Genomic DNA, 22,236 nt, shown 5'->3' on the forward strand with positions numbered 1-22,236 from the left:
GGATGGGCGCGACGACCGACCGACGCTCGCACCCTAGAAAATCCCGCCTGAACGGCGCCTGAACGGAATTCAGAGCGCGCCGGAGGCCTTCAGCGCCTCGATCGCCCCAGGGCTGAAGCCCCAGTCGGCCAAGGCCTCGTCATTGTGACCGCCGATCTTCGGCGGCGGTCCTTGGATCGCGCCCGGCGTCGCCGAGAAGCGGGGCGCGGGCGCGGGCTGGGTGACGCCGGCCACCTCGACGAAGGTCTGGCGAGCGGCGTTGTGCGCGTGGCCGGGGGCCTCATCCATGGTCAGGACCGGCGCGAAGCAGACGTCGGAGGCGTCCATGATCGCGCACCATTCGGCCTGGGTCTTGGTCTGGATGACGGCGGCCAGCTTCTCGCGAAGCTGCGGCCACTCCTCGCGGCTCATCTGATGCTGGAACTGCGGGTCGGAAATCCCCGTCTTTTCCAGCAGAAGCAGGTAGAACTGCGGCTCGATCGAGCCGATCGAAATCCACTTGCCGTCCGAGCATTGGTAGGTGTCGTAGAAGTGGGCGCCGCCGTCGAGCAGGTTCGCCCGCCGCCCTTCGCCCCACAGACCGGCGGCCTTGAAGCCGTAGAACATGGCCATCAGCGAGGCCGCGCCGTCGCTCATCGCGCAGTCGATCACCTGCCCCTGCCCGGTCGAGCGCGCGTGGATCACCCCCGCCAACAGGCCGAAGGCCAGATACAGCGCCCCGCCGCCGAAATCACCGACCAGGTTCAGCGGCGGCACCGGCTTGTCGGTCGTGCCGATGGCGTGCAGGGCGCCGGTGATGGCGATATAGTTCATGTCATGGCCGGCCGCCTTGGCGTAGGGGCCGGTCTGACCCCAGCCGGTCATGCGCCCATAGACGAGCCTCGGGTTGCGCGCGAGCGCGACATCGGGGCCAAGGCCCAGGCGCTCCATGACCCCGGGGCGGAAGCCCTCGATCAGGCCGTCGGCTTGCTCCAGCAGCTTGAGGCAGGTCTCGATCGAGTCGGGATTCTTCAGGTCCAGCGCCACGGAACGGCGGCCGCGCGCGGTCACGTCGGACGGCGAGCCGCGCCCCTGGCCCTTGCGGTCGATGCGCACGACGTCCGCGCCCAGGTCCGACAGCAACATGCCGCAGAACGGCCCCGGTCCGATGCCGGCGAACTCCACGATCTTCAGTCCCGAAAGCGGCCCCTGGCCCATGACGCGATCTCCCTGTCGACCCTTCGAACCTGGCCGATTGCGCGCAGTAGAGCGATACTGACGTTCGGTCAGGCAAGCCTGGATCAGCGCCCCGCGAACGATCTTCGATTCGCCCCCAGGCTGCGGCGTTGCGCGGCTTTGAAGGCGCGCACCCTCTGCTATGGTGCAGCGCCGAATCCCGGCGGTCCCGACGGGGGCGGCGTGGCGTGTGTTCGGGCGGAGGTTGGTTTGGCGGTTGACGCCCGGATTCTGATCGTGGCGCGCGATGATGTGCGCGCCGGACCGCTGGCCGAAGGGCTGGACCGGTTGGGCTGGCGCACGATCACCGCGCGCGGCCCCTATGCTGCGCTCGCGGCCTTGGGCGATCTGCCCATCGAGGCGGTGATCGTCGATCTGGCCAGCGCCGGCCCCGAGACCCAGACCCTGGCGCGTCGCCTGAAGGCTGCGGTCGCGCCGCGCCGTCTGCCGGTGATCGCGATCAGCGAACCGGACGCCGATTTCCGCAACCAGGCGTTCGACCTGACGCTCTCCCCGCCCCTGCACCCGTCGCAGGCGGCGCTGCGCCTGGAATCGCTGGTCCGCACCGCGATCGCCGAGGAAGAGTTCGAGCTTCGCCTTGAGACCTTCGGCGAACGCGGCCGCCGCCTCGACCTGCCGGAGCCCTCCGACGCGCCCTACCGCATCCTGGCGGTCGGCGAGCCCGCGCCGCAGTTCCTGGCCCTGTCCAACGCGCTGCAAGCCAGCGGCGCGGAGGTGGTCGGCGCCTTCACGGCCTATACGGCCTTTGATTATCTGCACGAGCGGCCGTTCGACTCGGTGGTGCTGTGGGCGGGCGACAGCCAGCAAGAGGCGCTGTCGATCGCCGCCGGCATGCGCCGCAACACGCGCCTGTTCCACATTCCGGCCCTGCTTTACCTGAAGGCTGAAAGCTATGTGACGATGTCGGAGGCCTTCCATCGCGGCGTTTCCGACGTCGCCTCGCCCGAGACGCCCGAGCGCGAGACGGCCATGCGGGTCATGGAGCTGGCGCGCAATTTCCGTCGCGGCGAATCCATTCGCGGCGCGCTGGAGAAGGCGCGCAGCTCGGGCCTGATGGACGCCGCCACGGGCCTCTTCACCCGTGATCTGTTCGCCGCCCATCTGGCGCGACTGGCCGGCGCCGCGCGCGAGCGGTCGCGGCCGTTGTCGATCTGTGTCCTGCGCGTCGCCGACAAGCCCGAGACCGTCTGGGCGCGCAAGAACGGCTGGCTGGACCGCGCCATTCCGCAGATCGGTTCGATGGTGGGGCGCTTGGTGCGGGTCGAGGATACGCCGGCGCGTTTGGCGACCGAGGTGTTCGCCCTGGCCCTGCCCGCCACCAACCAGAACGCCGCCCGCGCCGCCGCCGAACGGATCGCCGCCGTCATCGGCTGCACCGCCTTCGACGCCGGCGAGGACCGCGCGCCGTTCGTCTGCGAATTCGATATCGGCGTGGCCGAGGTGCAGCCGGGTGAAGGCGCGGTGAAGGCCCTGGAACGGGCCGCCGCCGCCGCGCTCAAGCGCGAGGCGGGCTGACGCTTGTCGCTTGGGGCGCAAGGTCACGCGCCCTATATGGGCCACGTCCTTTAGCGGACGGTGTTTCCGAGGGAGTTCGCCATGAGCCAGCCGCAAGCCATGATCATCGACGTCGTGGCCGATGTCGTCTGCCCGTGGTGCTATCTGGGCTGGCGGCGCCTGAAATCGGCCATAGCCCTGCGTCCCGACCTGAAAGCCCAGCTGATCTGGCGGCCCTACCAGCTGGACCCGACGCTCCCCGAAGACGGCGTCGATCGCAAAGCCTATATGGCCCAGAAGTTCAAGGACCCGGAGAAACTCAAGGCCGTCCATACGGCGCTGGTTGAGGGCGGCGCCGAGGAAGGCATCGTCTTCAACTTCGAGGCCATCGGCCTGTCGCCGAACACCAACGCCGCCCATCGCCTGATCCGCTGGGCCCTGACGGCCGGCGTGCAAGACGAGGTCGTAGAAGCGCTGTTCAAGGCCTATTTCGAGCAGGGTCTCGACATCGGCGATCCCATCGTGCTGGGCGATATCGCCGAGGCGGCGGGGATGGAACGTCTGGTGGTGCTGCAACTGCTCTCTGAAGGGGCCGACAAGGAGGCCGTGGCGCGCGAGCACGCCATGGCCGTCCAGGGCGGCGTGACCGGCGTGCCGTTCGCCATCTTCGCCGGCAAGGTCGCCGTCGTCGGCGCCGAGTCCCCCGAGCGCATCGCCCAGGCGATCGACCAGGCCCTGGCGGCTTAGGGTTTCTCCCTTCCCCTTGATGGGGAAGGGTCGGGGATGGGGTGACTGCTGAGGTGGCGGCCGCGCCCGACATCAGCCGTTGGGTTCACCCCACCCCTACCCCTCCCCATCAAGGGGAGGGGACATTAAAGCCCCTACCCCTTCGCCAGCTTGGCCAGGACCGTCAGGATCTTCTCGGCCGCGTCCAGACGCTGGGCCGGAGTGTCCCATTCGCCCTTGATGACGACCTTCTGATCGGGGCGGACCTTCCAGATCAGGCTGTTCTTGGCGACATGCTGCATCAGCCCCAGCGGGTTGGCGTAGCTGTCACCCCGGAAACTGGCCACCGCGCCCTTGGGGCCGACGTCGATCTTGGCGACATTGGCCTCGCGGCACAGGCCCTTGATGGCCACGACCTTCAGCAAGCTGTCGGTTTCGGGCGGCAGCGGGCCGAAGCGGTCGATCATCTCGGCGGCCAGCGCTTCGCGGTCGGCGGCCTGTTCGGCCTCGGACAGGCGGCGATACAGCGACAGGCGCACATTGAGGTCCGGCACATAGTCGTCCGGGATCATCACGGCCGCGCCGGTGTTGATCTGCGGCGACCAGCCGCGATCCTCCAGCAGGGCTTCCTGGCCTTGACGCTGGCGCAGCTCGGCGACGGCGTCCTCCAGCATCTGCTGGTAGAGCTCGACGCCAATCTCCTTGATGTGGCCGCTCTGCTCGTCGCCCAGGAGGTTGCCGCCGCCGCGCTGGTCAAGGTCATGGCTGGCCAGCTGGAAGCCGGCGCCCAGGCTATCCAGCGACTGCAGCACCTGCAGACGCTTCTCGGCCGACAGGGTCAGCGACTTCTCGACCGGCGTCGTCAGATAGGCGTAAGCGCGGGCCTTGGAGCGGCCGACGCGGCCCCGGATCTGATAGAGCTGAGCCAGGCCGAACATGTCGGCGCGGTGGACGATCAGGGTGTTGGCCGACGGGATGTCGAGACCGCTTTCGACGATCGTGGTGGCGAGCAGCACGTCGTACTGGCCCTCATAGAAGGCCGTCATCACGTCTTCCAGCTGGGTGGCCGCCATCTGACCGTGGCCGACGACGTACTTCACCTCCGGAACCTGCGTGCGGAGGAACTTCTCGATGTCCTCCAGGTCCTTGATGCGCGGCACCACGTAATAGGACTGGCCGCCGCGATACTTCTCGCGCAGCAGGGCCTCGCGCAGGGTCACCGGATCGAACGGGCTGATATAGGTGCGCACCGCCAGGCGATCGACCGGCGGCGTGGCGATGATCGACATTTCTCGAATGCCGCTCAGCGCCATCTGCAGGGTGCGCGGGATCGGCGTGGCGGTCAGGGTCAGCATGTGCACGTCGGCGCGAAGCTCTTTGAGCTTCTCCTTGTGCTTGACCCCGAAGTGCTGCTCCTCGTCGACGATCACGAGGCCCAGATCCTTGAACGACACCTGCTTGGACAGGATGGCGTGAGTGCCGACCACGATCTCGAACTGACCGTTGGCCAGGCCCTCGCGAGTCTCGGCGGCTTCCTTGCCGGTGACCAGGCGCGACAGGCGCGTGACCTTCACGGGCCAGCCCTGGAAGCGGTCCTTGAAGGTCTTGTAGTGCTGGCGGGCCAGCAGCGTCGTCGGGCAGACGATGGCGACCTGCTTGCCGCTCATCGCCACCACGAAGGCCGCGCGCAGGGCCACTTCGGTCTTGCCGAACCCCACATCGCCGCAGATCAGACGGTCCATCGGCTTGCCGGACGACAGGTCTTCCAGAACGTCGTGGATGGCGCTGAGCTGATCGTCCGTCTCCTCGTAGGGGAAGCGGGCGCAGAACTCGTCGAACACGCCCGACGGCGGGTCGGTCTCCTCGACGGTCTTGAGCTGGCGGGCGGCGGCGATCTGGATCAGGCCCTCGGCCATGACCCGTAGGCGTTCTTTCGCCTTGGCCTTGCGACCCTGCCAGGCCGCGCCGCCCAGCTTGTCCAGCTGCACGTTCTCGGCGTCGGCCGCGCCGTAGCGGGTCAAGAGGTCGATGTTCTCGACGGGCAGATAAAGCTTGGCCTCGCCGCCATAGAGCAGGTCCAGGCAGTCGTGCGGCGCGCCCTGTACATCGAGCGTTTTCAGGCCCTCATACCGGCCGATGCCGTGATCGATGTGGACGACGAGGTCGCCCGGCGTCAGGGCGCTGGCCTCGGCCAGGAAGTTGGCGGCGCGGCGCTTCTTGCGCGGGCGGGCCAGGCGATCGCCCAGAATGTCGGTTTCGGAGATGACCGCCAGGCTGTCGGTCTCAAAGCCGTGGTCCAGCGGCAGGACGACCCGCTGGGGGACCTTGGGATCATTGGCCTTGGCCGCCTGCCAGTAGCCGGCATAGGGGATCTTCTTCAGGCCGTGGTCGGCCAGCATGGTTCCCAGGCGCTCGGACGAGCCCTCCGACCACGAGGCGAACAGCACGCGCTTGCCTTCGGCCGCCAGTTTCTTCGCGTGGTCGGCGGTGGCTTCGAAGAGATTGACGCTGTCCTGCGCGCGCTCGGCGGCGAACACCCGGCCAAGCTTGGCGCCCAGGTCGACGACGTCCAGACCCTGAGGCTGGAACGGCGTGAAGCGCCGATGGGTGCGGTCGGAAAGCTCGCGCTCCCATTCCTCGGCGGTCAGGTACAGGGCCTCGGGCGCCAGGGGGCGATAGGCCGACTTGCGATCGGCGCTGGCGCGCGCCTCATAGGCGTCCTGGATCATGGCCAGGCGCTCATCGCGCGCTTCGGTGGCTTGGTTATCGACGCCGATTAGGGCCCCGGCGGGCAGATAGTCGAACAGGGTCGCCATCCGCTCGTAGAACAGCGGCAGCCAGTGTTCGAGACCGGCGCGGCGGCCGCCTTCGCTGACGGCGGCGTACAGCGCATCATCGCCCGGCGCGCCGAACTCGGCGACATAGCCCTTGCGGAAGCGCGAGATGCCGTCGGCGTCCAGCAACGCCTCGCTGACCGGCAGAAGGTCGATCTCCTTCAGTTGCTTAGTCGAGCGCTGGGTCTCGGGATCAAAGGCGCGGATGCTCTCCAACGTGTCGCCGAACAGGTCCAGCCGCACCGGCTCCTCGGCGGCCGGCGGATAGACGTCGATCACCCCGCCCCGGATCGCGAACTCGCCCCGCTCCGACACGGTGGAGGCGCGCGTGTAGCCGTTGACGGCGAAGTAGCGCTCCAGGTCCTTGATATCGACGCTGTTACCGACCTTGGCCGAGTACGAGGCGCGCAGAAGGACATCCTTGGTCGGCACCCGCTGCAGAAGCGCCGGCGCGGCGATCACCAGGATAGCGGCCTTGCTGTCGCCCAGACCCCGCGCCAGACGCGAGAGCGTGGCCATACGGGTGGCCGAGACGCCCGACGACGGACCGATCCGATCGTAGGGCAGGCAGTCCCACGACGGGAAAAGCACCGCTTCGATCTCGGGCGCGAAGAACTTCAGCGCGTCGATGAAGGCCCCGGCCCGGGCGGTGTCGCGCGCGACGAAGGCGGTCAGGCCGCCGCGCGCGCGGGCGATGTCGGCCATGACCAGCGCGTCAAAGCCCTCCGGCGCGCCGGCCAGGGTCAGGCCGCCGGCGGCCTTGGCGATTTGCTTGGCGTCGTAGCTCATGGCGTCAGGCGCCATCACCCGCCGGGCGCGACGCGTGCGCCTGGAACCGGAACGTACGGATCATCGCCATGACGTCCGTTTCGAATTCCGCCGGCGTCGGCTCCTGCCCGACGATCCAGGCGTAGATCTCGCGATCCGACTGTTCGAGCAGCGTCTCGAGCGTGTCGAACTGCTCGGGCGTCAGGTTCGGCCCATGGGTGTCCGCAAACGGCCCCAGAATGAGGTCCGCTTCGCGAAAACCGCGGTGCCAGGCGCGGAAACGAAGGCGTCGAAGGCGGGAGTCGTGGTCTATGGTCATGTGCGGGCGGATATAGAGCGGCGTCAGGGCTTGCGCCACTCCATGATCACGTACCATGGGGCACGTCGGTACCTGTCAGCACGCGACGGATCGCCGCCGGTGGGCGCGGGTTCGTCAAAATGAGTCAGGACGAGGCCCTGCGCCAGGAACCACTGCATGTAGTCCTTCAATGGCCGGTGCCAGTTGATGATCCGGATGCCGCGCCATTCCTCCCACTTGGCGCGAACCGCCAGATAGTGGTCGATAGCGAAGTGGGTGCGTCGCCCTAGAAGGTTTGTCTGCCAGCCGTCTTTGGCGCGGGCGCTGGAAAAGCTGGTCAGGTTGGCGATGAGCAAGGTCCCGCCCGGCTTGAGGACGCGGGCCATCTCGGCGATCGCGCGGTCCGCCGCTTCGATGTCGATCAACGACAGACACGACACCACCAGATCGAAACTCGCGTCGGCGAACGCAAGATCCTCGGCGCGGCCCTCGACATAGGTTCCGCCCGGGCCACGCGCCCGCGCCGCCTCGAGCAGCTCGACGGTCGGATCCAACCCGACCGGATCGAAGCCTTCGGCCCGCAGAATGCGGCAGAACCGCCCTTCCCCGCAGCCGACATCCAGGGCTCGACCGCCGTTCAGTCGGCGCAGGCGTGCGATCATCGGCGCATCGAGAACATAACGCCGACCATAGTCGCCCTGCTCGCCCATATCGGCGATCCAGGCCTTGGCGGAATTTTTCCACCCCCCGTCACTCATCTTTCGAATACTCCGCATCGCCCTCGCGACGATTGACTTTGCCGACTTTCCGCCTATTTATCCCCAACTTCGGAGCAGGTCTGGCGAATCCGCGCCGCCCGCTCGCCCAAGCACGGGCGGCTCCGCAGATCAGCGTGTAATGACTGAATTCACCGACCTAGGGCTATCGCCCACGACCCTGCAGGCGGTCGCCGACACCGGCTATACCACTGCGACCCCCATCCAGGCCCAGGCCATTCCCGTCGCCCTCGCGGGCCAGGACGTCCTCGGCATCGCCCAGACGGGCACCGGCAAGACCGCCGCCTTCACCCTCCCGCTGATCGACCGCTTGCAGTCGGGTCGCGCCAAGGCCCGCATGCCGCGCGCCCTGGTCATCGCCCCGACCCGCGAACTGGCCGACCAGGTGGCCGCCAGCTTCGAGAAGTACGCCAAGGGCACCAAGCTCTCCTGGGCCCTGCTGATCGGCGGCGTGTCGTTCGGCGACCAGGAAAAGAAGCTCGATCGCGGCGTCGACGTGCTGATCGCCACGCCGGGCCGCCTGCTCGACCACTTCGAGCGCGGCAAGCTCCTGATGACCGGCGTGCAGTTCCTCGTCGTCGACGAGGCCGACCGCATGCTGGACATGGGCTTCATCCCGGACATCGAGCGCATCTTCAAGATGACGCCGCCCAAGAAGCAGACCCTGTTCTTCTCGGCGACGATGCCGCCGGAAATCACCCGCCTGACCAAGCAGTTTCTGCGCGATCCGGTGCGGATCGAGGTGGCGCGTCCTGCGACCACCAACGCCAACATCACCCAGCTGTTGGTCAAGGTTCCCTCTTCTGATCCGAAGGCCAAGCGCTTGGCGCTGCGGGCCCTGATCGAAAAGGCCGGCATCGAGACGGGCATCGTGTTCTGCAACCGCAAGACCGAGGTCGACATCGTCGCCAAGTCGCTGAAGGTGCACGGCTATGACGCCGCCCCCATCCACGGCGACCTCGACCAGACCCAGCGGATGAAGACCCTGGCGGACTTCCGCTCGGGCGCGCTGAAGATCCTGGTGGCCTCGGACGTCGCCGCGCGTGGCCTCGACATCCCGGCCGTCAGCCACGTCTTCAACTATGACGTGCCGCACCATGCCGACGACTATGTCCACCGCATCGGCCGCACCGGCCGCGCGGGCCGGACGGGCATCACCTACATGCTGGTCACGCCGGCCGACGACAAGGGCTTCGACAAGGTCATCAAGCTGATCGGTTCGACGCCGGACGAAGAAAAGCTGGACCTCGACTACTCCAACGCCGTCACCGTCAAGCGCGAGGGCGACCGCAAGCGCGGGGGCCGCGACCGTGATCGTGGCGAGCGTGGTGAACGCAGCGAGCGCCCCGCGCGCGGACGCGGTCGTGGCCGCGAGCGCGCCGAAGAAACGGTCGAAGCGCCGGCGGAGGCTGTCGCCGAAATCGTCGACACCCCAGCGATGGCCGAGGAGCGCCCTGCGCGCGAACGCCGGCCGCGCCGTGAGCGCGAGCCCAAGGCCGCCGCGCCTGCGCCGACCGCGGTCGAAGCCGAGCGCCCGGCCCGCGCCGAGCGTCCTGAACGCCCGGTGCGCGGGGTTCAGCCGGTCCGTGACCGCGACGACGATGATCGTCGCGTGGTCGGCTTCGGCTCGGACGTGCCCGCCTTCCTCGCGCGCCCGCCGCGCGGCGCGAAGTAGTCGGCAAGATCCATCGAGGATTACGAAGGCGCCGGGCGATCGTCCGGCGCTTTTTCGTTTGGGGTCGATGCTGCCTACAGCGCGGCGTCGACGAAACTAAGCAGGTCGTCCAGATCCGGCCTGAACGCGAACTTGAAGCCCCGTCTCAGGCGGGCCAGCAACGGCGCGGCGTGAGCTGGACAGGGTGAGGCGCAAACATAGCCGCGCCATTCGACCCCGACCTGGCGACAGGCCGCCCTCACCCACTGACTGGTGAAGTTCGTCGGCTGAATCTCGATCACCCGTGCGCCCCGGGGCAAAAACACAGCATTGGCGAGGGCCGCGCCGCTGGCGCCGACGATGATCTCTGCGTCGCGCATCAAGGCGACCTGCGCGCGCGCACCCAGGGTTTCGGGGCGCACAATGACAAATCCTCGCGCCTGCAAGGCGCGTTCGAAGGCGGCCTCTCCCACCATCACCCGCATCGACTGCCCGCGCCGGGACAGATAGACCCGCCGCGCGCCGGCGCCCTTGGGCGCGTTCGCGGTCACCCGTTCGGCCAGGGTCGCCAGCAGCCCGTTCGGGTGGTGCAGGAAGTGATCCATGCTGGTGGCGAACACCGCGCGTCCAAGACGAACTGCAGGCGCGTCGACTTCCTGAAGCCGCACACCGGGTGTGGCCATGGCGATCAGCTCGCGCTGCCAATCGGTCAGGCGGGGCGCCAGAAGCGGCGTGTCGTGCAGCAGACCCGCCTGCTCCAGGGCCAGGATCGACGGGAGCGCATCAATGACGAAATGACCGTAGTTGAAGCCCGCGCCCCAGGGCATGAACACCGCACCGCCGTCCAGGACCGGAGCGTCCTCCGGCGGCACAAGCCGGGTTCCTCCGGAGGCGACGCCAGGGATCGCGGACAGATCGGCGGAGCCGTGCCGCGCCTCGCCGACCGTGGCGTTATAAAGCGCGCCATCGTTTCCGATCACCGCGCCGAAGCTGGGATACCACCAGCAAGGTCCAACCGCGCAAAGGGCCGGAACATTGACAGGCGGCGGCTCCGAGATCGCGAACGGCCAGGCCGTCGCTTCCGGACCACCCAACACGCCAAGCGGCGCGCCGACTGAAGCGTCATGCTCAGGCGCCCAGGCCACGCCGGTCTCGCCTCGGTCAAAGCGCTCGCGCAGGACGTCCGGCAGCATGGGCGGCAGGTCGCGCGCCTCTACGACGAGGCGCAAGGAAATCGACGCGGTCATGCCCCGCTTGGAGCACGCCGCGCCGCGATTGGCTACTTCTTGATCTGGCCCGCCAGATACTTGCGGATGCCCTCGCCATAGGGCGGCCGCAGGCCCAGCATCGGCGCGATGTCCTTCTTGAGTTGCTGGAACACCGCCTTGCGGTGGCTGAACTCGCGGAAGCCGTCATAGCCGTGATAGGCGCCCATGCCGGCCGGACCGATACCGCCGAACGGCAGGTTCTCCTGGGCCACGTGGAAGATCACGTCATTGACCGTGACGCCGCCGCTGGTGGTGCTCTCCAGCACCCGGTCCTTCTCGGCCTCGTCGGTCCCGAACCAATAGAGCGCCAATGGGCGGTCGTGGGCGTTCACATAGTCGACCGCCTCGTCGACGGTCTTGTAGCCCTTCACCGGCAGCACAGGACCGAAGATCTCTTCCTGCATCACCTTCATGTCGTCGGTGGGGTCGAGGATCAGGGTCGGCGGAATCTTGCGGTGCTCTTGCTGCGACAGATCCTCGCCGGCCGGATTGATCTCGATAACCCGAGCGCCCTTGGCGCGAGCGTCGTCGACATAGCCTTTGACCCGATCATAGTGGCGCTGGGCCACCACAGCCGTGTAGTCGGGATTGTCCTTGATCGTCGGGAAGTAGCGGCTGACCGCGGCCTGGGCTTCCTTGACGAAGGCTTCGACGTCTTCCTGCGGGGCCAGGACATAGTCGGGCGCCAGGCAGATCTGGCCGGCGTTCAGGGTCTTGCCGTTCATCACCCGAGCGGCGGCGGTCGCCATGTCGGCGCCGCGCGAGAGGATCACCGGGCTCTTGCCGCCCAACTCGAGGGTGACGGGAACAAGGTTTTCGGCGGCGGCGCGCATCACGTGCTTGGCCACCGAGGTCGCGCCGGTGAACACCAGGTGGTCGAAGGCCAGGCCCGAGAACGCCTGACCGACCTCCGGCCCGCCGACGAAGACGGCGACTTCCTCCTCGTTGAACGCCTTGGCGAACATGGCCTTCAGCAGATCGGACGTCGCGGGCGTGAACTCGGACGGCTTGATCATCGCGCGGTTGCCGGCGGCGAACACGCCCGCCAGCGGTGCAAAGGTCAGGTTGACCGGGAAGTTCCAGGGGCTGATCACCCCGACCACGCCCTTGGGCTGCCACTGCACCGTCGCCTTGGCCCCGAACAGACCCAGGATCGCCGGCGTCGTCTTGTGCTTCTCCGGCTTCATCCACTTGGTCAGATGCTCGCGGGCGTGCTTCAGCGGGCCGATCGAGCCGGCCACGTCCGTCAGCGACGTCGCCTCGGGCGATCGGGAGCCGAAGTCTTGATTCACCGCCTTGGCGATCTCGGCCTGGTGCCCGACCAGCAGGTCAATGCACCGGTTCAGCCATTGGATTCGCTTTTCAGCGCTGGGCGGACCATCCCGAAGATGGGCGGCCTTCTGGCGCTGCAACACGTCGTTCATCACCGCCTTGTGCGCGTCGGAAGACAAATTCACCGGTGCGTTCATGGACTGGTCGCTCCTCCCAAGGTCCGGCCGATGGCGCGGAACTCATCTTATCAATGATCACCATGCGGGAGGCGGCGCTAAGACGCAAGTGAACGTCGTTCGTTCTTAACGCCTCGTAAGAACTCTACAGCTTAGGCTGCAAACCCAAGCGATCGGCATTGCCGCAAGGGCAACGTCATCGAGGGAAGAGAACATGTCGGACGTCGAAACCACGCTGCGCGGTCCAGAGGCCTACAAGATCGCCTCGCGCGCTCTGGAGCTTATGGAACGGCATCAAGTCTGGCCGACCGCGCTGAACTTCGAGCTCTGGACGCACTATGTGGCCGACCCGAATGGCGCACTGGCGCGTGAGCTGACCCGACTGATCTCGCTGGGCGAGCCGATGACCGAACTGGTCAGCGAAGAGCTTGCCGCGACGTTCCTGCCCAAGGCGCGTCTGAACGAACAGATCCGCGATGCGGGCGACATTCTGTCCAAGGAACTGGAGGCGGTTTCCAAGGCGATCCAGAACGCCCAGAAGTCCAACGCCGCCTTCGGCCAGGAACTGGCCGGCGCGAGCAAGAGCCTCGACACCCAGACCGACGTCGCCTCGATCAAGGCGGTGGTCGGCAGCATCGCCGAAGCCACCCGCCGGGTGCACAAGGAAAACCAGTCGCTGGAGGCGCGTCTCGCCGACTCCACCGCCGAAGTCGAACGCCTGCGCGAACATCTGGAGCAGGTGCGACGCGACGCCACGACCGACGGCCTGACCAATCTGGCCAACCGCAAGGCCTTCGACGACGAACTCGACCGCGCCTGCGCCGAGGCCGAGGAAGGTGGCACGACCATCTGCCTGGCGGTGCTCGATATCGACCACTTCAAGGGCTTCAACGATACCTGGGGCCACCAGACGGGCGACCAGGTCATCCGCTATGTCGCCTCGGTCATCGGCCGTGTCGCCGCCCCGCCCCGCTTCGCCGCCCGCTACGGCGGCGAGGAGTTCGCGATGATCTTCCCCCGCGAAGCCGCCTCGGTGGTGGCGACCACGCTGGAGGAAATCCGCGTCGAGGTGTCGTCGCGCATGCTCAAGCGCCGCTCGACCAACGAGGACCTGGGCGCGATCACGGTGTCCTCGGGGTTCGCCGAGCGTAAGCCGGGCGAGTCGGGCCACTCGGTGATGGAACGGGCGGACGCCGCGCTCTACGCCTCCAAGCGTGGTGGCCGCAATCGCGTGACGGCCGCGGAGTCCATGCCCGGCGCCGCCAACGCCGCCTGACCTTTTTCAGCAGAAGACCTACCTTTGCGCCGCCGGTCCCTGATCGGCGGCGTTTCTGTTTCTGAAGATTTCGCTAGCCTTCCCAAGGGGCAAAGGCGCCTAGACTCGCCCCCAACGAACACAGGGAGGCTCCGCCGTGGACTATCAGAAGATCCGTGTCTCGACGCAGGATGGCGTCGCCACCGTCACCCTCGCCGATCCGACCACACTGAACGCGGCCAGCCCGGAGGTCGCGCGCGAACTGCATCATGCCTTCTCGTCGATCGCCGCCGGCAAGATCGAGGCGCGCGCCGTGATCCTCACCGGTGAAGGTCGTGGCTTTTGCTCGGGCGCCAACCTGTCGGGCGGCGGCGCCGCCGGTCGCGAGGCGGACGTCGACGGCAAGCCCGACGCCGGCTCGGCGCTGGAAACCGTCTACAATCCGCTGATGACCCTGCTGCGAGACTTTCCGCTGCCGATCGTCACGGCGGTGAACGGTCCGGCCGCCGGGGTGGGCTGCTCAATCGCGCTGATGGGCGACCTGATCGTCGCCGCCGAGAGCGCCTATTTCCTGCAGGCGTTCCGCCGCATCGGCCTGGTGCCCGACGGCGGCTCGACCTATCTGCTGCCACGCCTGATCGGCAAGGCGCGGGCCATGGAGATGATGCTGCTGGGCGACAAGATCCCGGCCGCCACGGCCCTCCAGTGGGGCCTGGTGAACCGCTGCGTGCCGGATGCCGAGCTGATGGTCACGGCCCACGCCCTGGCGCAGGAACTGGCCAAGGGGCCGGCCGCGCTGGGCGTCATTCGCAAGCTGGTCTGGGACAGCCTCGACAGCGACTGGACCGGCCAGTTGCACGCCGAGCGCAAGGCCCAGAAGATCGCCGGCAAGACCGAGGACTTCATCGAAGGCGTCACCGCCTTCCTTCAGAAGCGCGCGGCGGTGTTCAAGGGGCGGTAGCGGCTTTCGCCTGCAGCGCCAGGAGGATCCCCACCGCCTCCTTCGCCCGCTCTACAGGCACAAAGACATGGTCGTGGTGTAGCGCCGCGACCATGTTGCAGGCGATCCCGGCCTCGGCGAGCGCACCGGATACGGCGGCGGTCAGACCCACGCCATCGAGGGCCGAATAGACGTTCAGGGTGATCAGGGCCATCGGCGCCTCGACGGGAAACCCCGCCGCCTCCGCCGCGCTGCGCTCAAGGATCAGGCTGACGCCTTCCGCCTCGCGGAACATCGCCAGCGGCTGCACGAGCGTCCAATCCCGGTCGCCGGCGGCGCAGAACACGTACTGGCCGGACTTCAGCTCCGGCGTCATGCCCGCGAGCATTTCCCCAGCATCGCGAACGACTTGCGTCACTTTTCTGGGGTTCCGAGATAGGGCTTGTAGCTCTTTTCCTCCACGATCTCAGATCCGGCCGCTTCGTTGATGGCGCGCTTGATGGCGGCGCGCTTGTCGTTGTCGATATAGACGCGGCGCGCCAAGGCCACGAAGTCCGGCCCGAAATCCTGGCGACGCTCGCAGTCGCGCTTGCCGTCCTCGATGTCCCAGAGCGCGGCGTTGACGATGGTCAGCTCTTCGGTGAGCCGGGCGATCTCGGCGTTTTCCGGCAGGTGCTCGCGGGCCGTCGTCTCCAGCAGCGCCAACTCCTTGCGAACATTGGCCTCCTTGGCCGGATCGCCGATGCGCTGAGCCTTGACGCGCAGGATGGTGATCTTGTCGACCAGTTCGCCCGCCGAGATCGGCGCAAGGATGGACATTCAGGACGCTCCGGAAACCAGCTGCTCGAGCGCCCCCCAAGCCGCTTCGACCGGCAGGGCGCCCATATCGCTTCCGTAGTCCTCCGCGACCAGCATCTCAAGCCGCTGGGCGGCGGGACGGAACTTCACCGCCTTGCGGCGGTCCTGCTGCAGCGACAGCAAGGGCGTGCCGCCGGCCGCCAGCATGTGGCCGGGTCCAGCGTCATTGGCGACCCCGGCGGCCATGCGTCCGGCCAGGGCGATGACCAGCAGCGGCCCTTTCACGGGCAGACCGTCTGTGCGGTTGCGCTCGGGCTGCAGCGCCTGAGGAACCTCGCGTGCGGCGATCGCCGCGTCATCGGCCTCGTCCGGGCCAAACAGGAAGACCGGCGTCCAGCCCTTGGCGAGTACGCGGCGCGCCAGTTCCAGGTAGTTCGCCAGCGGCCAGCGCTTGTCCTGTCCGCCGGCGCCGGGGGCGAGGCCGACATAGGTCGGGCCGGCCGGCAACAGAAGCTCCGCAGCCTTCAGCGCGTCGGGATGGGTCAGGGTCAGGGGCCTTGGCCCGCCCTGCCCGTCCGTCGCCAGATCCAGCAGTCGCGCCAGACGGTCGGTCACCGCAACCGGCCAGTCCTGGCGCCTCGCCTGACGCGCGGCCGAGACGAAACGCCCGGCGCAGCCCCGCTTGGCGACTCCGCTGCGGCGCAGGTTCTCCTGGGTGTCGATGACGAGATCGAACCTGCGCCCGCCGAACGGCCTGGACCACGGCAAGCTGTCCAGCGCCGCAGCGCCGTTGGCGCCCTCCAGGATCACCTCGTCGATGGAGCCCGCCACGACGGCCTTCAGCGGCCCCGTATAGACGGTCTCGCCCTTGGCGGCGCACCAGCTGATCCGCGCGCCGGGAAACGCCGCGCGCAGGCCGGCGATGAAGGGCAGCTTGATCAGCCCGTCGCCGATCACCTCGGCCATCGAATACACAAGAACCGTCTGGACCATGGCCGTGTGTCGCCGCCTCGTCGATCACGGTCAATCACGGAAATGTAAGTGAGCACTCACTTGCGAGTTTCAAGCAGTGTGCGAAGCTCCCGTCATGAGCGCGAAACCCCGCATCCAACGCGCGGCGCTGGAGGCCTTCGTCACCGAAGGCGTCGACGCGGCGACCACCAAGACCATCGCCGCCCGGGCCGGCGTCTCCGAAGGCGCCATCTATCGCCACTGGAAGAGCAAGGACGCCCTGGCGCTGGGCCTCTTCATGGACTGCCACCGCCGCCTCTCGACCCTGATCGCCGACGAGGCCGCCGCCGCCAGCGGCATCAAGGCCAAGGCCGCTGCGCTGGTGAGCGCCTACTGCGCGGTGGCCGATGAGGACTGGTTGCTGTTCTCGTTCCACCTGCTGCAGCTGCACCACTTCCTGCCCTACTACCAGGAAGACGGCCGCGATCCGGTCACCCTGGTCGAGGACCTGATCAAGCGGGCGATGATCAACGCTGAGATGCCGCCGGGCGATCCGCGCGTGCTGGCCGCCATGGCCATCGGCGTGATCACCCAGACCGCCCAAAACAAGGCCTATGGCCGATTGGGCGACGACGCCCTCTCCGCCCACGCCCCCCTGATGACTGCGGCCGTCCAGGCCGTGCTGTTCGCGCGATGAAAGGACACCCTTCGATGCGCAGCGTTTTGTTCAACGCCTACTATTGGGTTCTGTCGATCTTCTACGGCTTGTCAGCGGCCTTCGCGGCGCTGGCGCCTGGACGCGAGGCCGTGACCTTCACCCTGCGGCTCTACAGCCGCCGGATGCTGTGGGCGCTGGACACCCTGGCCGGCGTCAAGGTGCAGGTGAAGGGCCAGGAGAACCTCCCCGCCGGGCCCTGCATCATCGCCGCCAAGCACCACAGCTGGGGCGACGGCTTTGTGATGTTCGCCCATGTCGACAACCTCAGCTTTGTCACCGGCGACCACCTGGAAAAGTTCCCGCTGGTCGGGACCATCCTGAAGAAGTTCGGCGCCATTGTTGTCGACAGCTGCGGCGGGCCCGAGGCACGCGAGGCGCTGTCCAAGAGCGCCGCCCAGGTCGCGGCCGAGGGTCGTCGCATCCTGATCTATCCGGAAGGCCACCTGGCCGCACCGGGTGAGCATTTCCGCTACCGCACGGGCGTCTACTACATGAGCAAGGACTTCGGCCTGCCGGTCGTGCCGGTGGCCACGAACCTCGGCTGCTTCTGGCAGCAGACCGAGAAGAAGAAGACGCCCGGCATGGCGACCATCCAGTTCCTGCCCGCCCTGCCACAGGGCCTGGAGAAGGACGCGTTCATGGCGCTGATGCAGACGACGATCGAGGGGCGGACGAATGAGCTCATCGCCCAGGCGCGCGGCGAGGCGGTGAAGCCTTCGGTGCTGGTGGAGCCTGGTGGCAAGAAGACTGCCTCCGCCCCGGCCGAGCCCGCCGCTGCGTCCCTTCTCCCATAGGGAGAGGGTGGTCCGAAGGACCGGTGTGGGCTTAGGACTAAGCCGGCTGAGGCTATAGCCCCTCACCCTGCCCTCTCCCTCTGGGAGAGGGTTCGCTAGAGCGATCAGACCTCGACCGGACACTCCGCAGGAACGCCCGCGAACGTTCCTTCAGCCCGCCGCTTGGCGAAGTGGGTCTGGGCGCAGTCGCTGGAGCACAGGAGGCCGGTGTCCGACCAGTAGAGCGGCGCCTCGTCCTCATGCTTGAAGCGCGGAGCGCCCCACGGCAGGCCGCATTCGACACAGGACGGCGTTTTCGCCAGCATCAGTCCAGGGCCTCAGCGGCCGGCTGGATCGTCACGCTCTCACCGCAGCCGCAGGCGTCGGTTTCGTTCGGATTGTGGAACACGAACTTCGAGGACAGCTTGGTGACCTCGTAGTCGATCTCGGTCCCGACCAGGAACAGCACCGCCTTGGGCTCGATCAGGATGGTGACGCCCTTGTCCTCGACGACTTCGTCGATCGGGCCCTTTTCCTTGGCGTATTCGAAGACGTATTCCTGGCCCGCACAGCCGCCGTTCTTCACACCGACCCGCAGGCCCGCATAAGGCTGGTCAGCCTTGTCCATGATCTCCTTCACGCGCGCGGCCGCAGCCTCGGTCAGGGTCACGACCTTGGGGCGCGGGCGGCGGGGACGGATGGCGATCGTGGGTTCCATGGGCTCGAACTCCCTTTATCCGACCTCCCCGGCGAATGCCGGGGTCCAGATCCATCCGGAACGGCTCCGGGCTTCACCTGGGTCCCGGCGTTCGCCGGGAAGATCGGAAGAAAGATACTAGAACATATTCAACTGCAACTTGGCCTCGTCGCTCATGCGCGAGGCGTCCCACGGCGGGTCGAACGTGAGTTCGACCGTGCAGGACTTCAGGCCCGGGATCTCCATGACCGCGTCCTTGACCCAGCCCGGCATCTCGCCGGCCACCGGGCAGCCCGGCGCGGTCAGGGTCATGTCGATGGCGACGTCCTTGGAGTCGCTGACATCGACCTTGTAGATCAGGCCCAGCTCATAGATGTCGACCGGGATTTCCGGGTCATAGACGGTCTTCAGCTTTTCGATCAGCTGGTCCGTCAGCCGGTTCAGCTCGTCCTGGGTCAGAGCCGTAACGGTTTCCTGGGAGGCGGCGTCGGTCATCGGGAGCTCAACTGAAGAAACTGCAGGCCTTGGCCAGCGCGTCGACGAACGCATCGGCCTCGGCCTCGGTGTTATATAGGGCGAAGGAGGCGCGCGCGCTCGACGTGACGCCAAAGCGGCGCATCAAGGGCTCGGCGCAGTGGGTCCCGGCGCGCACGGCGACGCCGTAGCGATCCAGCACCTGGGCGATGTCGTGGGCGTGGGCGCCCTCGACCGTAAAGGACAGCACCGCGCCCTTGCCGGGCGCCTCGCCCAGGATCCGCACGCCGTTGACGCCGCGCAGGCGCTCGGCGACCCGCTCATAGAGGGCGTGCTCGTGGGCGAAGACGGCGTCGCGGTCCAGGCCGTTCAGCCATTCTATCGCCGCGCCCAGGCCTACGGCCTCCAGGATCGCCGGGGTGCCGGCTTCGAAGCGATGCGGCGGGTCGGCATAGGTGATCTTGTCCAGCGCCACCGAGGCGATCATCTCGCCGCCGCCCTGGTACGGCGGCAGGGCCGCCAGCCGCTCGGCCTTGCCGTAGAGCACACCGATGCCGGTCGGGCCATACAGCTTGTGACCGGAGAAGACATAGAAATCGACGTCCAGCGCCTTCACATCCACCTTGGTGTGAACCACGCCCTGGCAGCCGTCCAGCAGCACCGGTGCGCCGGCGGCATGGGCGAGGCGGACGATCTCGGCCACATCGTTCACGGTGCCCAGTACGTTGGACATGTGGGTGACGGCGACCATCTTCGTCTTGTCCGACAGCAGGCCCTTATAGGCCTCCATGCCCAGGCGCCCGTCGTCCAGCACCGGGATGAACTTCAGGACCACGCCCTTGCGCTCGCGCAGGAAGTGCCAGGGCACGATGTTGGCGTGGTGCTCCATCTCCGACAGCACGATCTCGTCGCCGGCGTTCAGCGACAGGCCCAGCGAGCTGGCGACCAAGTTCACCGCCTCGGTCGCGCTCTTGGTCCAGACGACCTCGTCGCGCTCGGCGTTGATGAAGCGCGCGACGGTTTCGCGCGCGTTTTCATAGGCTTCGGTCGTTTCGTTGGCGAGCGTGTGCAGGCCGCGATGGACGTTGGCGTAGGAGGTCCGCGCCAGGCCCATCATCGCGTCCAGCACTGCGTCGGGCTTCTGGGCGCTGGCGGCGCTGTCGAGATAAATCAACGGCTTGCCGTGGACTTCTCGCGCCAGGATCGGGAACTGGGCGCGGATCGCGGCGACGTCGTAGGGGGCGTCAAAAGCCATCAGGCCTCACTCCCCAGCTTGCGGGCCACCCAGGCGGCGGCGAGCTCACGCGCGCCCTCGTGCGCGATCCGCTCGATCACTTCGCCCACGAAGGCCACGGTCAGCATGGCCTTGGCCTCGGCCTCGGGGATGCCGCGCTGCTCGGCGTAGAACAACACTTCGTCGTCCAGCGCGCCGATCGTGTTGCCGTGGGCGCAGGAGACGTCGTCGGCGAAGATCAGCAGTTCGGGCTTGGCGTCGATCTCGGCCTTGTCGGACAGGATCAGGGCGTGGTGGCCCATCCGCGCGTCGGTCTGGTCGGCGCCCTTCTCGACGACGATCCGGCCCTGGAACACGCCGCGCGCCTGGTCGGTGACCATGCCCTTGGTCAGCTGGCTGGTGACGCCATCGAGGCCGCCGTGGGTGACGACGCTGGTCAGGTCGGCGTGGCGCTGGCCATCCAGCAGATAGGCGCCGTCGAGGCGGACCTCGGCATGGGCGCCGGGGTGGCGGACGCGGGTCTCGATCCGTTGACGACGCGCGCCGCCGGTCAGGACGGTCTGAGCGAACTTGGCGCCGGGCGCGAGCGTCACCTCGGCGGTGACGACATTGACCGCCTCGGCGTCATCCTCGACCAGCACGATCCGCTCCAGCGAGGCGCCCTCGCCCACAGCGATGTCCAGCGCGACGTCGGAGACGTAAGATCCGGCGCGGCCTTCATGGCTTTCGAGCAGGACGAGGCTCTCGCCCGGCTTAACGACGATGGCGTGGCTGGCGCCCTGCGCGGCCTTATCGGCCAGGGCGACGAAGCGCAGGGCGACGACGCCCGAGGCGGCGTCGGACGCCGTCACGCGGCGGCCGTTGACGAATACAGTCTCGGCGTCGGCCAGGCCCGCGAACGGACCGGCCGGAACCTCGCCGTCATGCGCCGGCGCGACCGGCGGCAGGGTCTTGAGAAGGCCCCGCAGGTCGGTCCAGCGCCAGTCCTCGTCGCGCCGCGACGGCAGCGCCGAGAGGTCGCCGGTCTTGAGGGCGATGGAAAGGGTCAAGCCGCCGCCCCCACGATGCGGTCATAGCCTTCCGCTTCCAGCTGCAGCGCCAGCTCCGGACCGCCCGAGGCGACGATGCGGCCTGCGGCCAGCACGTGGACCTTGTCGGGTTTGATGTGGTCCAAGAGGCGCTGGTAGTGGGTGATGACCAGCATGCCGCGCTCGGGGCTGCGCAGGGCGTTGACGCCTTCGGAGACGATCTTCAGGGCGTCGATGTCCAGGCCGCTGTCGGTCTCGTCGAGGATGAGGAACTTCGGCGAAAGCATGGACATCTGGAAGATTTCCATCCGCTTCTTCTCGCCGCCCGAGAAGCCGACGTTCAGGCCGCGCTTGAGCATCTCGAAGTCGATCTTCAGAGACGCGGCCTTCTCCTTGGCCAGCTTCAGGAACGCCGGGGCGGCGATCTCGTCCTCGCCACGCGCGCGGCGCTGGGCGTTGAGGGCGGTGCGGATGAAGGTCAGGGCCGGAACGCCCGGGATTTCAAGCGGATACTGGAACGATAGGAACAGGCCCTTGGCGGCCCGCTCGTTGGGCTCCAGGGCCAGCAGGTCTTCGCCATTGAGCGTCGCCGCGCCTTCGGTGACCTCATAGCCGTCGCGGCCGGTCAGCACATAGGACAGAGTCGATTTGCCGGCGCCGTTCGGCCCCATGATCGCGTGGACCTCGCCGGCCGGCACGTCCAGCGTGACGCCCTTCAGGATCGGCTTGTCCTCGACGCGGGCGTGAAGGTTCTGGATGGAGAGCATTGTTGTCATTTCGCATTCTCCTTCTCCCCTTGCGGGAGAAGGTGGCCCGCGAAGCGGGTCGGATGAGGGGTCGAAAAGCGGATCGGGTTGGCGCGACGG

General features: G+C 67.6%; 22 protein-coding genes. 7 read left to right on the top strand and 15 right to left on the bottom strand.

Translation table 11 applies throughout. The features are described 5' to 3' along the window. Nucleotides 1-69: 69 nt before the first annotated feature. Nucleotides 70-1,197: a CaiB/BaiF CoA transferase family protein gene (locus CVUC_RS15330; RefSeq protein WP_096033344.1), complete on the bottom strand. Its 1,128-nt coding sequence runs from the start codon at nt 1,195-1,197 to the stop codon at nt 70-72. 228 nt (nt 1,198-1,425) lie between these two features. On the opposite strand from CVUC_RS15330, the gene CVUC_RS15335 reads away from it, so the two are divergent. Together CVUC_RS15335 and CVUC_RS15340 are read left to right on the top strand one after the other, a co-directional pair. Then, nucleotides 1,426-2,751, top strand: coding sequence for a diguanylate cyclase domain-containing protein (locus CVUC_RS15335; RefSeq protein ID WP_096033345.1), 1,326 nt, complete (start codon nt 1,426-1,428; stop codon nt 2,749-2,751). An 81-nt stretch (nt 2,752-2,832) separates the two neighbouring features. Continuing rightward, nucleotides 2,833-3,477 (top strand): DsbA family oxidoreductase, encoded by a 645-nt coding sequence (locus tag CVUC_RS15340; RefSeq protein ID WP_096033346.1) that lies wholly within the window; start codon nt 2,833-2,835, stop codon nt 3,475-3,477. 134 nt (nt 3,478-3,611) lie between these two features. On the opposite strand, the gene mfd is transcribed toward CVUC_RS15340, so the two are convergent. From mfd to CVUC_RS15355, 3 genes are read right to left on the bottom strand one after another with little or no spacing between them, the layout of a single operon-like run. Then, complete coding sequence (gene mfd / locus CVUC_RS15345; protein ID WP_096033347.1) at nt 3,612-7,079, bottom strand: transcription-repair coupling factor; 3,468 nt, start codon at nt 7,077-7,079, stop codon at nt 3,612-3,614. 4 nt (nt 7,080-7,083) lie between these two features. Next, nucleotides 7,084-7,377 (bottom strand): succinate dehydrogenase assembly factor 2, encoded by a 294-nt coding sequence (locus CVUC_RS15350; protein WP_164468273.1) that lies wholly within the window; start codon nt 7,375-7,377, stop codon nt 7,084-7,086. 23 nt (nt 7,378-7,400) lie between these two features. Further along, complete coding sequence (locus CVUC_RS15355; protein ID WP_096033349.1) at nt 7,401-8,132, bottom strand: class I SAM-dependent methyltransferase; 732 nt, start codon at nt 8,130-8,132, stop codon at nt 7,401-7,403. Between the two features lie 121 nt (nt 8,133-8,253). Between CVUC_RS15355 and CVUC_RS15360 the strand changes: the two genes are divergently transcribed. Next, nucleotides 8,254-9,807, top strand: coding sequence for a DEAD/DEAH box helicase (locus CVUC_RS15360; RefSeq protein ID WP_010919713.1), 1,554 nt, complete (start codon nt 8,254-8,256; stop codon nt 9,805-9,807). A gap of 74 nt (nt 9,808-9,881) precedes the next feature. On the opposite strand, the gene CVUC_RS15365 is transcribed toward CVUC_RS15360, so the two are convergent. After that, nucleotides 9,882-11,033, bottom strand: coding sequence for a glycosyltransferase family 61 protein (locus tag CVUC_RS15365; RefSeq protein WP_096033350.1), 1,152 nt, complete (start codon nt 11,031-11,033; stop codon nt 9,882-9,884). 32 nt (nt 11,034-11,065) lie between these two features. Next, nucleotides 11,066-12,523 carry a coniferyl aldehyde dehydrogenase gene (locus CVUC_RS15370; protein ID WP_096033351.1) on the bottom strand — a complete coding sequence of 486 codons (1,458 nt, stop codon included), beginning with the start codon at nt 12,521-12,523 and terminating at the stop codon, nt 11,066-11,068. Between the two features lie 193 nt (nt 12,524-12,716). Here CVUC_RS15370 and CVUC_RS15375 point away from each other — a divergent pair, with 193 nt between their 5' ends. Together CVUC_RS15375 and CVUC_RS15380 are read left to right on the top strand one after the other, a co-directional pair. Next, complete coding sequence (locus CVUC_RS15375; RefSeq protein WP_096033352.1) at nt 12,717-13,778, top strand: GGDEF domain-containing protein; 1,062 nt, start codon at nt 12,717-12,719, stop codon at nt 13,776-13,778. Nucleotides 13,779-13,914: 136 nt separating this feature from the next. After that, the gene (locus CVUC_RS15380) at nt 13,915-14,718 is read left to right on the top strand and encodes an enoyl-CoA hydratase/isomerase (protein WP_096033353.1); all 804 of its coding nucleotides are present in this window, start codon (nt 13,915-13,917) and stop codon (nt 14,716-14,718) included. Here CVUC_RS15380 and CVUC_RS15385 read toward each other — a convergent pair. From CVUC_RS15385 to CVUC_RS15395, 3 genes are read right to left on the bottom strand one after another with little or no spacing between them, the layout of a single operon-like run. Beyond that, complete coding sequence (locus CVUC_RS15385) at nt 14,705-15,115, bottom strand: ACT domain-containing protein (RefSeq protein WP_096033354.1); 411 nt, start codon at nt 15,113-15,115, stop codon at nt 14,705-14,707. The genes CVUC_RS15380 and CVUC_RS15385 overlap by 14 nt on opposite strands. After that, entirely contained in the window at nt 15,112-15,516 is a 405-nt protein-coding gene (locus tag CVUC_RS15390) for a DUF6165 family protein (protein ID WP_010919719.1), read from the bottom strand. Before CVUC_RS15390 ends, CVUC_RS15385 begins: the two co-directional genes overlap by 4 nt. Beyond that, nucleotides 15,517-16,488 carry a glycosyltransferase family 9 protein gene (locus tag CVUC_RS15395; RefSeq protein ID WP_096033355.1) on the bottom strand — a complete coding sequence of 324 codons (972 nt, stop codon included), beginning with the start codon at nt 16,486-16,488 and terminating at the stop codon, nt 15,517-15,519. A 94-nt stretch (nt 16,489-16,582) separates the two neighbouring features. Here CVUC_RS15395 and CVUC_RS15400 point away from each other — a divergent pair, with 94 nt between their 5' ends. Together CVUC_RS15400 and CVUC_RS15405 are read left to right on the top strand one after the other, a co-directional pair. After that, nucleotides 16,583-17,143, top strand: coding sequence for a TetR/AcrR family transcriptional regulator (locus tag CVUC_RS15400; RefSeq protein WP_010919721.1), 561 nt, complete (start codon nt 16,583-16,585; stop codon nt 17,141-17,143). Next, on the top strand, nt 17,140-17,958 hold the full coding sequence (locus CVUC_RS15405) for a lysophospholipid acyltransferase family protein (protein WP_096033356.1): 819 nt from the start codon (nt 17,140-17,142) through the stop codon (nt 17,956-17,958). Before CVUC_RS15400 ends, CVUC_RS15405 begins: the two co-directional genes overlap by 4 nt. A 104-nt stretch (nt 17,959-18,062) precedes the next feature. Here the strand turns inward: CVUC_RS15405 and CVUC_RS15410 are convergent, their stop codons facing one another. From CVUC_RS15410 to sufC, 6 genes are all read right to left on the bottom strand, one after another. Then, nucleotides 18,063-18,263 (bottom strand): hypothetical protein, encoded by a 201-nt coding sequence (locus CVUC_RS15410; RefSeq protein WP_096033357.1) that lies wholly within the window; start codon nt 18,261-18,263, stop codon nt 18,063-18,065. Next, on the bottom strand, nt 18,263-18,655 hold the full coding sequence (locus CVUC_RS15415) for a HesB/IscA family protein (RefSeq protein ID WP_096033358.1): 393 nt from the start codon (nt 18,653-18,655) through the stop codon (nt 18,263-18,265). The genes CVUC_RS15410 and CVUC_RS15415 overlap by 1 nt, the downstream gene beginning before the upstream one ends. A 117-nt stretch (nt 18,656-18,772) precedes the next feature. Further along, nucleotides 18,773-19,129, bottom strand: coding sequence for an SUF system Fe-S cluster assembly protein (locus tag CVUC_RS15420; protein WP_010919725.1), 357 nt, complete (start codon nt 19,127-19,129; stop codon nt 18,773-18,775). Between the two features lie 7 nt (nt 19,130-19,136). Next, nucleotides 19,137-20,363 (bottom strand): aminotransferase class V-fold PLP-dependent enzyme, encoded by a 1,227-nt coding sequence (locus CVUC_RS15425; RefSeq protein ID WP_096033359.1) that lies wholly within the window; start codon nt 20,361-20,363, stop codon nt 19,137-19,139. After that, entirely contained in the window at nt 20,363-21,391 is a 1,029-nt protein-coding gene (gene sufD / locus CVUC_RS15430; protein WP_096033360.1) for a Fe-S cluster assembly protein SufD, read from the bottom strand. Before sufD ends, CVUC_RS15425 begins: the two co-directional genes overlap by 1 nt. Beyond that, nucleotides 21,388-22,137: a Fe-S cluster assembly ATPase SufC gene (sufC, locus tag CVUC_RS15435; protein WP_096034775.1), complete on the bottom strand. Its 750-nt coding sequence runs from the start codon at nt 22,135-22,137 to the stop codon at nt 21,388-21,390. Before sufC ends, sufD begins: the two co-directional genes overlap by 4 nt. Nucleotides 22,138-22,236: the final 99 nt, after the last annotated feature.

Source organism: Caulobacter vibrioides, from assembly GCF_002858865.1.
Classification (GTDB): Bacteria; Pseudomonadota; Alphaproteobacteria; order Caulobacterales; family Caulobacteraceae; genus Caulobacter; species Caulobacter vibrioides.

Excerpts from the sequence above, each read along its gene's own strand:
- CVUC_RS15330 (WP_096033344.1), bottom strand. The coding sequence starts at position 1,197 with ATGGGCCAGGGGCCGCTTTCGGGACTGAAGATCGTGGAGTTCGCCGGC.
- CVUC_RS15340 (WP_096033346.1), top strand. The coding sequence starts at position 2,833 with ATGAGCCAGCCGCAAGCCATGATCATCGACGTCGTGGCCGATGTCGTC.
- mfd (WP_096033347.1), bottom strand. The coding sequence starts at position 7,079 with ATGAGCTACGACGCCAAGCAAATCGCCAAGGCCGCCGGCGGCCTGACC.
- CVUC_RS15350 (WP_164468273.1), bottom strand. The coding sequence starts at position 7,377 with ATGACCATAGACCACGACTCCCGCCTTCGACGCCTTCGTTTCCGCGCC.
- CVUC_RS15355 (WP_096033349.1), bottom strand. The coding sequence starts at position 8,132 with ATGCGGAGTATTCGAAAGATGAGTGACGGGGGGTGGAAAAATTCCGCC.
- CVUC_RS15360 (WP_010919713.1), top strand. The coding sequence starts at position 8,254 with ATGACTGAATTCACCGACCTAGGGCTATCGCCCACGACCCTGCAGGCG.
- CVUC_RS15365 (WP_096033350.1), bottom strand. The coding sequence starts at position 11,033 with ATGACCGCGTCGATTTCCTTGCGCCTCGTCGTAGAGGCGCGCGACCTG.
- CVUC_RS15370 (WP_096033351.1), bottom strand. The coding sequence starts at position 12,523 with ATGAACGCACCGGTGAATTTGTCTTCCGACGCGCACAAGGCGGTGATG.
- CVUC_RS15375 (WP_096033352.1), top strand. The coding sequence starts at position 12,717 with ATGTCGGACGTCGAAACCACGCTGCGCGGTCCAGAGGCCTACAAGATC.
- CVUC_RS15390 (WP_010919719.1), bottom strand. The coding sequence starts at position 15,516 with ATGTCCATCCTTGCGCCGATCTCGGCGGGCGAACTGGTCGACAAGATC.
- CVUC_RS15395 (WP_096033355.1), bottom strand. The coding sequence starts at position 16,488 with ATGGTCCAGACGGTTCTTGTGTATTCGATGGCCGAGGTGATCGGCGAC.
- CVUC_RS15400 (WP_010919721.1), top strand. The coding sequence starts at position 16,583 with ATGAGCGCGAAACCCCGCATCCAACGCGCGGCGCTGGAGGCCTTCGTC.
- CVUC_RS15405 (WP_096033356.1), top strand. The coding sequence starts at position 17,140 with ATGAAAGGACACCCTTCGATGCGCAGCGTTTTGTTCAACGCCTACTAT.
- CVUC_RS15410 (WP_096033357.1), bottom strand. The coding sequence starts at position 18,263 with ATGCTGGCGAAAACGCCGTCCTGTGTCGAATGCGGCCTGCCGTGGGGC.
- CVUC_RS15415 (WP_096033358.1), bottom strand. The coding sequence starts at position 18,655 with ATGGAACCCACGATCGCCATCCGTCCCCGCCGCCCGCGCCCCAAGGTC.
- CVUC_RS15420 (WP_010919725.1), bottom strand. The coding sequence starts at position 19,129 with ATGACCGACGCCGCCTCCCAGGAAACCGTTACGGCTCTGACCCAGGAC.
- CVUC_RS15425 (WP_096033359.1), bottom strand. The coding sequence starts at position 20,363 with ATGGCTTTTGACGCCCCCTACGACGTCGCCGCGATCCGCGCCCAGTTC.
- sufC (WP_096034775.1), bottom strand. The coding sequence starts at position 22,137 with ATGCTCTCCATCCAGAACCTTCACGCCCGCGTCGAGGACAAGCCGATC.